This window comes from Streptomyces sp. NPDC096152 (assembly GCF_044763235.1).
Classification (GTDB): domain Bacteria; phylum Actinomycetota; class Actinomycetes; order Streptomycetales; family Streptomycetaceae; genus Streptomyces.
The window spans coordinates 292,126-302,235 of record NZ_JBIWFW010000003.1 but is presented as its reverse complement, the minus strand read 5'-3'; the positions used below and the strand labels follow the sequence as shown (position 1 = coordinate 302,235).

General features: G+C 73.8%; 8 protein-coding genes and 1 pseudogene. 4 read left to right on the top strand and 5 right to left on the bottom strand.

Annotation, left to right across the window (positions count from 1 at the left end; all coding sequences use genetic code 11):
• Positions 1-312 precede the first annotated feature (312 nt).
• Positions 313-3,222, bottom strand: coding sequence for a DEAD/DEAH box helicase (locus ACIQ9G_RS11565; protein WP_403608285.1), 2,910 nt, complete (start codon positions 3,220-3,222; stop codon positions 313-315).
• Positions 3,223-3,531: 309 nt separating this feature from the next.
• On the opposite strand from ACIQ9G_RS11565, the gene ACIQ9G_RS11560 reads away from it, so the two are divergent.
• Positions 3,532-4,278, top strand: a complete 747-nt coding sequence (locus ACIQ9G_RS11560; RefSeq protein WP_356185838.1) for a ferritin-like domain-containing protein — start codon at positions 3,532-3,534, stop codon at positions 4,276-4,278.
• 82 nt (positions 4,279-4,360) lie between these two features.
• Here the strand turns inward: ACIQ9G_RS11560 and ACIQ9G_RS11555 are convergent, their stop codons facing one another.
• From ACIQ9G_RS11555 to ACIQ9G_RS11540, 4 genes are all read right to left on the bottom strand, one after another.
• Positions 4,361-4,630 (bottom strand): hypothetical protein, encoded by a 270-nt coding sequence (locus tag ACIQ9G_RS11555; protein WP_403608284.1) that lies wholly within the window; start codon positions 4,628-4,630, stop codon positions 4,361-4,363.
• 223 nt (positions 4,631-4,853) lie between these two features.
• Positions 4,854-5,081: a DUF3107 domain-containing protein gene (locus ACIQ9G_RS11550; RefSeq protein WP_356185843.1), complete on the bottom strand. Its 228-nt coding sequence runs from the start codon at positions 5,079-5,081 to the stop codon at positions 4,854-4,856.
• Between the two features lie 308 nt (positions 5,082-5,389).
• Positions 5,390-6,034, bottom strand: a complete 645-nt coding sequence (locus ACIQ9G_RS11545) for a TetR/AcrR family transcriptional regulator (RefSeq protein WP_356185846.1) — start codon at positions 6,032-6,034, stop codon at positions 5,390-5,392.
• A 178-nt stretch (positions 6,035-6,212) separates the two neighbouring features.
• Entirely contained in the window at positions 6,213-6,428 is a 216-nt protein-coding gene (locus ACIQ9G_RS11540; protein ID WP_402429020.1) for a hypothetical protein, read from the bottom strand.
• A 199-nt stretch (positions 6,429-6,627) separates the two neighbouring features.
• Between ACIQ9G_RS11540 and ACIQ9G_RS11535 the strand changes: the two genes are divergently transcribed.
• The 3 genes and pseudogenes from ACIQ9G_RS11535 to ACIQ9G_RS11525 form a co-directional block, all read left to right on the top strand.
• Positions 6,628-7,767: an alpha/beta fold hydrolase gene (locus tag ACIQ9G_RS11535; protein ID WP_403608283.1), complete on the top strand. Its 1,140-nt coding sequence runs from the start codon at positions 6,628-6,630 to the stop codon at positions 7,765-7,767.
• A gap of 7 nt (positions 7,768-7,774) precedes the next feature.
• Positions 7,775-9,292 (top strand): DUF3152 domain-containing protein, encoded by a 1,518-nt coding sequence (locus ACIQ9G_RS11530; protein WP_403608282.1) that lies wholly within the window; start codon positions 7,775-7,777, stop codon positions 9,290-9,292.
• 94 nt (positions 9,293-9,386) lie between these two features.
• A pseudogene (locus ACIQ9G_RS11525) lies at positions 9,387-9,944 on the top strand (ATP-binding cassette domain-containing protein); the annotation flags it as partial.
• Positions 9,945-10,110: the final 166 nt, after the last annotated feature.

Below are 10,110 nucleotides of genomic sequence, written 5' to 3'. Positions count from 1 at the left end.
CGGCCTTCGGGGTGGGGCGTACCGGTGACCGGGGCGCCGTCCCGCTGCCGTCGGTGCCGTGCTCGGCGGCCTCTCGTGCGGCGGGGCGTGGGGCAGGGAGTGGTGCGCCGGGATGGGACGGGACGAGGCGAGGCCTCGTGCCGTGAGTGCGCCGGTGCCGGAGTCGCGCGGGCGGCTCCCGGGCGTGCGCGGTGTGCCGGAGGCGTGGGCGTGCCCTGGGCGGTGCGCTGTCCCCGGGGTGCCAGGACAGCCGAACGGCCCGGCACCACGGAATGTGGGCCGGGCCGTTTGGGCGGGCGGGCGGGTGCCGGATCAGGCCTCGGTGGGCTCCACCGTGGCCGCCGTCTTGCGGGTCCTGCGTGCCGTGGGCTTCGCCTCCGCCATCTCCGCGGCAGCCGCCTCGGCGGGCTCGGCGGCCTTGCGCGTCCTGCGACGCGTCTTGGCCTCCGGCTCCCCGGTGGTCTGCGCCGGGATGTCGGCGGTGGCGGTCTCGGCGACCGCCTTGCGGGTGCGGCGGCGCGGCTTGGCCTCGGCCTCGGCCTCCCCGGTCGCGTCGGCGACGGCCTCCGGGGCGGCGGCCGTGGCCTTGCGGGTGCGGCGCGGCTTGGCCGCCACGGCCTCGGCCGTGTCCAGTGCGGCCTCGGCGGCCTCGGCGGTCTTGCGCGTCCTGCGACGCGGCTTGGCCTCCGCCTCCTCGGCCGCAACCGGAGCCTCCGCCGCGGCGGCCGTGGCCTTCCGCGTCCGGCGCGGCTTGGCCGCGGTGCCCTCCGCCGTGTCGGCGGCGGACTCGGCGGCGGCCGTGGCCTCGCGGGTGCGACGCGGCTTCGCCGCGGTCCCGTCCGTGGCCACCGCCTCCGCGACGCCCGTGACGGCCGTCGCGTCCACGGCGGCCGGAGCCTCCGGCGCCTGGGCCGTCTTGCGCGTACGCCGACGCGGTGCGGCCTGGGCGGAGTCGCCCGCGACCGGAGCGGTGCCGTCGGGACCCTCGGTGGTCTGCGCCGGGATGTCGGCGGTGGCGGTCTCGGCGACCGCCTTGCGGGTACGGCGGCGCGGCTTGGGCTCCGTCTGCTCGGTGGTGCCCTCGGCCGTGTCGAGCGCGGTCTCGGCGGCGGCCTCCGCCTTCTTGCGGGTGCGGCGCGGCTTCTGCTCCACCGCCGCCTCCGCGGCGCCCTCGGTCGCGGCGAGCGCGGCCCGGGCCGTGTCGGCGGTCTGGAAGGTCCCGGTGGCCTCGATGGTCTCCGCGGCCTTGCGGGTGTGGCGGCGCGGTCGGGAAGCGGCCGGCTCCGCGACCTCCGGGACCACCACGGTCTCCGGAGCCACCACGGTCTCCGGCGCCTCGACGTCACCGGCGGTCTCGACCGCCACCGCCGTCCCGGTCGCCGAAGCCGTAGGCTCGGCCGCCTTGCGGTTCCGGCGGCGGCGCGGCTTCGTCGTGGTCGCGGCGGTGTCGAGGGCCGTGCCCTCCGCCGTCGTCACGGCGTCCCGTGCCGCCTCCGCGGCCTGCGCGGGCTCCACGCCCCGGGACGCGACGGCGGTCCCGACCGGCGCGGTGGCCGTCGACTCCGACCCCGCCTCCGAGGTCACCGGCTGCGCCGGAACCCCGCCACGCATCCGCCGACGGCGACGCGGGGTGCGGGCCGCGCCGTCCTCCGGCGCGGCGGTCCCACCGGCCACCGGCGCGTTGTCCTCCACCGGCGTCCCACCGGGCACCGAGTCCACCGGCGCACCGCTGCGCGTACGGCGCCGGCTGCGCGGCGTACGCGCGGGGCGCTCGCGCTCCGCGGAACGGGACTCGTCCCGCCCGCCACGCCCGCCCCGGTCACCGCGGTCACCGCGACCGCGCGCACCGCGGCCGCCGGTCTCGCCGAGGTCCTCCAGCTCCTCCGCGTCCAGCCCGGCGCGCGTGCGCTCCGAGCGCGGCAGGACACCCTTGGTGCCCTCGGGGATGCCGAGTTCGCTGAAGAGGTGCGGCGACGTGGAGTAGGTCTCCGCCGGGTCGCTGAAGCCGAGGTCCAGCGCCTTGTTGATCAGCTGCCAGCGCGGGATGTCGTCCCAGTCGACCAGCGTGATCGCCGTACCCTTGGCGCCCGCGCGGCCCGTACGGCCGATGCGGTGCAGGTACGTCTTCTCCTCTTCCGGCGACTGGTAGTTGATGACGTGGGTGACGCCCTCGACGTCGATGCCGCGGGCGGCGACGTCGGTGCAGACGAGGACGTCGACCTTGCCGTTGCGGAAGGCGCGCAGCGCCTGCTCGCGGGCGCCCTGTCCGAGGTCGCCGTGGACCGCGCCGGAGGCGAAGCCGCGGCGCTGGAGCTGTTCGGCGATGTCGGCGGCCGTACGCTTCGTACGGCAGAAGATCATCGCCAGTCCGCGGCCCTCGGCCTGCAGGATGCGCGCGACCATCTCCGGCTTGTCCATGGAGTGCGCGCGGTAGACGAACTGCTTGGTGTTCGCGACCGTGGCGCCCTCGTCGTCCGGCGCGGTGGCGCGGATGTGCGTGGGCTGCGACATGTAGCGGCGGGCCAGACCGATCACCGCGCCCGGCATGGTCGCCGAGAACAGCATGGTCTGGCGCTTGACCGGCAGCATGTTGATGATCTTCTCGACGTCGGGCAGGAAGCCCAGGTCGAGCATCTCGTCGGCCTCGTCCAGGACCAGGCACTTGACGTGCTTGAGGTTCAGCTTCTTCTGGCCGGCCAGGTCCAGCAGGCGGCCCGGGGTGCCGACGACCACGTCGACGCCCTTCTTCAGGGTCTCCACCTGGGGCTCGTAGGCGCGGCCGCCGTAGATCGCGGTGACGCGCACATTGCGCACCTTGCCCGCGGTCAGCAGGTCGTTGGTGACCTGGGTGCACAGCTCGCGCGTGGGGACGACGACGAGCGCCTGCGGGGCGTCGGTGAGCGCCTCGGGCCTGGCGCGGCCCGCCTCGACGTCGGCGGGGACGGTCACGCGCTCGAGGAGCGGAAGGCCGAAACCGAGCGTCTTGCCGGTGCCGGTCTTGGCCTGGCCGATGACGTCCGTGCCCGAGAGGGCGACGGGGAGGGTCATCTCCTGGATGGGGAAGGGGGTGACGATGCCGACGGCCTCAAGGGCCTCGGCCGTCTCGGGGAGGATTCCGAGCTCTCGGAAAGTCGTAGTCAGGGTGCTGCCTCTTCTGTGTGCGCGGTGCGAGGCGAGCGCGGGGGTCGTGTCTGACCGTGCCTGGGGGACGTCGGCTGCCATTACGGGCGGACCGTAAGGGCACGGGACCACTGCCGACGCTCTAGCGCTCGTACCGCTTGGAGGTCCCTCCGGTCGTCGTACGCACTGTGGCGTACGGCCAGGGAGGGCTGTCGGGTCGGAGCCGATCGGGCCACCGACCGGGCATCCTCATGCGTGCGGCCTGTCGAGGTACGTCGGAGTACTCAGCAGGCGCATTACCACCATACCCCGGAATCGCGCACACGCGATGGCCGATTCGGTCACGTAGTCGTCGTCACACTGGTTGACCAGGTCCTTCCGTGACGCGGCGAGCGGGCTATTGTGCGCTTCATGACGAGCTCTGACAAGCCTGACCACTCCTCCGACGCACCCGAAGGCCGAACCGGGATCGCCGCCCAGGACTGGGCGACGGCCTCCGCCGACCCGCAGTACCGCGCTGCGGTCGTGGACCTGCTCGGCGCGCTCGCGTACGGCGAGCTGGCGGCGTTCGAGCGGCTCGCGGAGGACGCCAAGCTGGCGCCCACGCTCGCGGACAAGGCCGAGCTGGCGAAGATGGCCTCGGCCGAGTTCCACCACTTCGAGCGGCTGCGCGACCGGCTCACCGGGATCGGCGAGGAGCCGACCCGCGCGATGGAGCCGTTCGTCGCCGCGCTGGACGGCTTCCACAAGCAGACGGCGCCCTCGGACTGGCTGGAGGGCCTGGTCAAGGCCTACGTCGGCGACTCGATCGCCAGCGACTTCTACCGGGAGGTCGCCGCCCGCCTCGACTCCGACACGCGCGAGCTGGTCCTCGGCGTCCTCGACGACACCGGCCACGCCGGCTTCGCGGTGGAGAAGGTGCGCGCGGCCATCGACGCGGACCCGCGCGTGGGCGGACGGCTCGCGCTGTGGGCGCGGCGCCTGATGGGAGAGGCCCTGTCGCAGTCGCAGCGGGTCGTGGCCGACCGGGACGCGCTGTCCACGATGCTCGTCGGCGGTGTCGCGGACGGCTTCGACCTCGCCGAGGTCGGCCGGATGTTCACCCGCATCACGGAGGCGCACACGAAGCGGATGGCCGCGCTGGGGCTGGCCGCCTGACGCTCGGCGGGGGCCGTTTCACCCCGCGGGGACCGTCACCCGCGGGAGCCGTTTCGGTGGACGCGCCGGCGTCTGCGCCGGTTCAGGCCGGGGCCGACCGCCGGCGCAGTCTTCCCGCGGGGCGGAGCAGCAGGGAGAGGGAGGCGGCCGAGACGACGGCCGCGCCGAGGAGGCTCGGCAGGACGCTGTCGGTGCCGAGCGCGCTGTGCGTGACGAAGTCGCCGAAGAGGGCGCCCGCGACACCGGTCGACAGCACCAGCGGGCGGGACGGCAGGCGGTGGGACAGCCGGTGGAACGCGGCCCATCCGAGCAGCAGACCGAGCGCGGCGGAGCCGAACGCTTCCAAGAACATGACGGGTCCCTCCCGAGCGGACGGCCGGTGCCTGACGGTCGTAGCCGGTCATACCCCTGACCTGCGGAATGCAACCCTCACCCGTGGGCTGTTTGTGTCTCGCCCGTGAAGGAGGGGCGGAGCCGCACGGACGGGGACACGGGAGAGGGGCCCCGCGGCCTGAAACCGCCGGACCCCTCTCCCTGCCTGCCGCGTGTCGCCGCTCCGCGTCGCTCTGTCGCGACTACAGCGCGCCGAAGCCCACCTTGCGCGGGGCCGGCTCGCCGATCTCGACATACGCGAGCCGGTCGGCCGGGACCAGAATCTTGCGGCCGTGCTCGTCCACGAGGGTCAGCAGCTGGGACTTCCCGGCCAGAGCCTCGGCCACCGCCCGCTCGACCTCCTCGGCACTCTGACCGCTCTCCAGAACGATCTCGCGGGGCGCGTGCTGCACGCCGATCTTGACCTCCACGGCTATGTCCCTCCGACGGTCAGTGAAGTGCGCGACCTTCCGCGCCGTACCCAGCACACATTAGCCCGGTGAGGGGACGGACACGCTCCGCCGAAGAACGCCAGGAGCGAACAGCGGGCGGGAACAGACCGACGCGGACGACGGTAGAGACCGACGGGGACGAAGCGCCGGCCGCGCGATCCGGCTCGGCGACCGGGCTCGGCGACCGGGCTCTCGGCGGCCGGGCTCTCGGCGGCCGGACCGGGGGCCCGGACTCAGGACCCGGGCCCGGCGGGTCGACGCTCAGGGCCCGGGCTCAGGGCCCGGACTCAGTGGGACTGGTCGGTGCCGTGCAGCGGGAAGCCCGCGATGCCGCGCCACGCCAGGGACGTGAGCAGCTGGACCGCCTGGTCGCGCGGGACGCTGCGGTCGCTGTGCAGCCAGGAGCGGGCCACCACCTGCGCGAGGCCGCCGAGGCCGGAGGCGAGCAGCATCGACTCCGCGCGGGACAGGCCGGTGTCCTCGGCGATGACGTCGCAGATCGCCTCGGCGCACTCGTTCGTGACCTTGTCGACGCGCTCGCGCACCGCGGGCTCGTTCGTCAGGTCCGACTCGAAGACCAGCCGGAAGGCCCCGCCGTCGTCCTCGACGTACGCGAAGTACGCGTCCATCGTGGCCCGCACGCGCTGCTTGTTGTCGGTCGTCGACGCCAGCGCGTGGCGCACGGACTGGATGAGCGACTCGCAGTGCTGGTCCAGCAGTGCGAGATAGAGGTCGAGCTTGCCCGGGAAGTGCTGGTAGAGCACCGGCTTGCTGACACCGGCGCGCTCGGCGATGTCGTCCATCGCGGCGGCGTGGTAGCCCTGTGCCACGAATACTTCCTGGGCGGCGCCCAGCAGCTGGTTCCGTCGGGCACGGCGCGGCAGGCGCGTACCCCTCGGGCGTGCCGCCTCTGTCTGCTCGATGGCTGTCACGCCGCCTCCCAAAATCGTCCACATGCGGTGTGCGCCGCGCCGCCATCGTACTTTTCGGTAACCCTGCTGTGCGCGGTGCGAGCGCAGAATTTCACGGACCGGACAATGGCGAAAGCATCGTGGAACGTATCAATCACTTTCGGAGCGGGCAAAGTGTGCGCCGCGCCTGCTCAGCACGTCAGCGGTAGTCGTCCTCGTCGAGGGAGACGGCCCGCTTCTGCTCGATGACGTCGGCCTCGTTCGCCCGGTCCGCCTCCACCTCCGTGAGGGGCTCGTCGCCCTCCGGCGTGACCTCCGCGTGCTGCTCCACGGCGTCGCCCTCCGCGGCCTCCGCGTCGATCTCCGTGGCACCCTCGTCCTCGAACGTCTCGGGTTCGGTGGGGTCGAATGTCATGCCGGGCTCCCTTCCTACGGTTGTCCCTGGAAGATGCAGGGGCCACATACGGGTGCCCTCTGTACGAGCGTAGGAGACACCCGATCCGGACGCTATGCGATCCGTGGCCGCGGAGGTGCGCCATCCGCGCAAGCACACGCGTGACATCTGTGACGGCGAACACATGAACCACTACGTGATCGTCTCGTAACATTGCCGCATGTCTTCGACCGAGCTGCCCTCCGTGCCGGCCGCCAACGTCCTTCCCAAGGTGGCGCCCGTCAGGGTCGAGGAGGGCGAGCGGCTGCGGTCGGTCGGGCTGCCGGGCGTCACGCTGTCGGTCCGGTCACGGCCACCCGCGCGGGAGGGCCTGTCCCCCGCGCTCTACGTCCACGGGCTCGGCGGTTCCTCGCAGAACTGGTCGGCGCTGATGGCGCTGCTCGACCACGTCGTCGACGGCGAGGCGCTCGACCTGCCCGGCTTCGGCGACTCCCCGCCTCCGGACGACGGCGACTACTCCGTCAGCGGGCACGCGCGCGCGGTCATCCGCCACCTCGACGCGTCCGGGCGCGGGCCCGTCCACCTGTTCGGCAACTCGCTCGGCGGTGCCGTCTCGACGCGCGTTGCCGCGCTGCGGCCCGACCTCGTCCGTACGCTCACCCTCGTGTCGCCCGCCCTGCCCGAACTCCGCATCCAGCGCTCCGCCGTGCCCACCGGCCTGCTCGGGGTCCCCGGCGTGGCCGCGCTCTTCAACCGGCTGACCCGGGAGTGGACGGCCGAGCAGCGGGTCCGCGGGGTCATGGCGCTCTGCTACGGGGATCCCGGAAGGGTGACGCCGGAGGGATTCCGCAACGCCGTGGACGAGATGGAGCGGCGGCTGCAACTGCCATACTTCTGGGACGCGATGGCGCGTTCCGCGCGCGGGATCGTCAACGCGTACACCCTGGGCGGTCAGCACGGGCTGTGGCGCCAGGCCGAACGGGTCCTCGCGCCGACCCTGTTGATCTACGGCGGCCGGGACCAGCTCGTCGGCTTCCGCATGGCCCAGCGGGCGGCCCGCGCCTTCCGTGACTCCCGGCTGGTCACGCTGCCGGACGCAGGGCACGTGGCGATGATGGAGTACCCGGACACCGTCGCGGGCGCGTTCGGCGAACTGCTGGCCGCGACGGGGGAGTTGGGCCACCGCACGGCGAAGGCCGTGGCGGACGGCGCGGCGGAGAGCATGGCGACCGGTGTGGCGAGAGGCGTGCCCGTCGACGCCAACGCCGGTGCCGATGCCGCAGGCTCGGAGGGCGCCGGTGGGAATTCCCCCGGTGCGGACCGCGCGATCGGCGCGGACGACGCGGGTACGGAGGGCTGAGGGCCAGGTGGGACGCCACAGCCGGCGCGGAAACGCCCCCAAGGGCGGCACCGCGGAGACAACCGCAGAACAGGCCGATCGGGACGGCCGCATGGCCCGGGACGGCGGCCGCGACGGTCGCGCCGAGCCTGACGGCCGGCCGGGCCCGGGGGTGAGTCCGGGAGCGGCGCCGGGGGTTCGGCAGGCCCAGGGTGCCGTGCCGCAGGGGGTCCGGCAGGGCGCCGTACCGCCGCCGGGGCCGCGGCCCGGGCGCGGCCCCGCACCGGGGCAGGCCTATGCGGCACCCCGGCTGCCCGACGGCACGCCCGCTCGTGGCGTCCCGCACCTGCCCGACGGCACGCCCGCGCGGGGTGTTCCCCGGGCTCGTGGCGGTCATCCCGAGCAGCGGGAGGCCGGGGGCGGCTGGGGCGAGTTGCGGGGGCGTGACCGAGGCGGACGCGGGGGCCCCGGTGCGGGTGGCGGGGCCGGGGCCGCTACGAGTTCCGGTGTCGGAACCGGCGCCTTCCTGCCCCGGCAGCGCCAGGCGCCGCCGAACGGCCCCCGGCAGGCCTACATCGACGCCTTCGACGAAGTCGACGTTTTCGCCCCCCGTTTCCGCGGCAACGCGCATCCCGTGGAAACTGTGCACTCAGCCGATGCGTACGCCTCCCCGGCCGGGCGGGAGGTCGGAGTCGCGCCGCGCGACGGCGCGGCCTCGCCCACGGGCGAGCCCGAGCAGGCCAAGGGGACCAAGGGGCGGACATTCACCGGTATCGCGGCGGCCGCCGTCACCACCGTGCTCGCCGTCGTCGTCGCCGGACAGGTCACCGACGGCCACGCGGGCACCGGAGTCCGGTCGCAGTCCGCCGCCGACGGGAACGGCGCCCGTGCCGCCGGGGGCGCGGGCGCCCCGGCCGCACCGTCCGTCGCGCCGGAGGCGGCGGCGCTGACGTACGACCAGAAGATGGGTACGAAGTACCCGCTCAGCCCGTCCTTCGCGGGCTCGGGGGCGTTCGACACGGTCCCGGGCGGGGCCAAGGCGCCCGGCACGGGGCAGAAGTACACCTACCGGGTGGACGTGGAGCAGGGACTCGGTCTCGACGGACAGCTCTTCGCCGACGCCGTGCAGAAGACGCTGAACGACGACCGCAGTTGGGCGCACCACGGCGCCCGCACCTTCGAGCGCGTCTCCTCCGGCAAACCCGACTTCGTGATCACGCTGGCCAGCCCCGGCACCACCGCCAAGTGGTGCGCCAAGTCCGGTCTGGACACCACCGAGGACAACGTCTCGTGCGACTCGGCCTCCACCGAGCGCGTGATGATCAACGCCTACCGCTGGGCGCAGGGTTCGGCGACCTACGGGGACAAGATCCACGCGTACCGGCAGATGCTGATCAATCACGAGGTGGGGCACCGGCTCGGGCACGGCCATGTCTCCTGCGGCAAGGACGGCGCGCTGGCGCCGGTGATGCAGCAGCAGACGAAGTTCCTGGACCACGACGGGATCCACTGTCTGCCCAACCCCTGGCCCTATCCCACGAGTTGACCGTCGGCTCTACGGCGCGGCCGGCACCAGGGTCGACACGGCCGTGCGGCCGAACAGGGGCCGGTCTCCGCGGCCCTCGGGGCGCCCGGGGTCCGTCTCCTCCCTCAACCCACGCCGCACGTGGGCGAGTCCGTCGCCGACCTGCTGCGGGCTCGCCGACCCGCTGCGGGCTCGCGGAGAACGGGATGAGGAACGCCTCCGGGGGCGTGTACGGGGACCGCTGGAGCGCGTGGGGCTCGAACGGGCGCACTACGAGCGCTATCCGCACGAGTTCAGCGGCGGACAGCGCCGGCGCGTGGGCATCGCGCGGGAGCTCGCGGCGGACCCGCGCGTGATCGTGTGCGACGAGCCCGTCTCCGGGCTCGAGCTCACCACCCAGGCCCAGGTGATCGCCCTGCTGGGCGAGTTGCAGCGCGAACTCCGGCTCGCGCCGGCCTTCGTCGCGCACGCCCTGGCCGTCGTACGCCAGGTCAGCGGTCGTGCGCCGGAGCCGGACCGTCGAGGATGGTCCGGCCCCGGCGCGGTGCAGGAGTCCCCGCGGGACGCGCACACCGGGCGGCTACCGGCCGCCATGCCGGCCCTCGATCCCGAGGCCGCCACCCGGCGGCGGGCCGCGCGGCGGGAACTGGTGAAGATGTCTGACGCTTTGTGATCGTCTGATCTCCTAGCGCGACGGAACGTCAACCGCCAGGGAAAGTTACGCCCGTTCACCCCTTTTGGTGGGGGGCCGGCCCACACCCAGAGCAGCCACCCCCCCAAGCACAAACAAAAAATACACAGGCAGACCCCCCCGCGGCCGCGCCGGCCCAAACCACCAG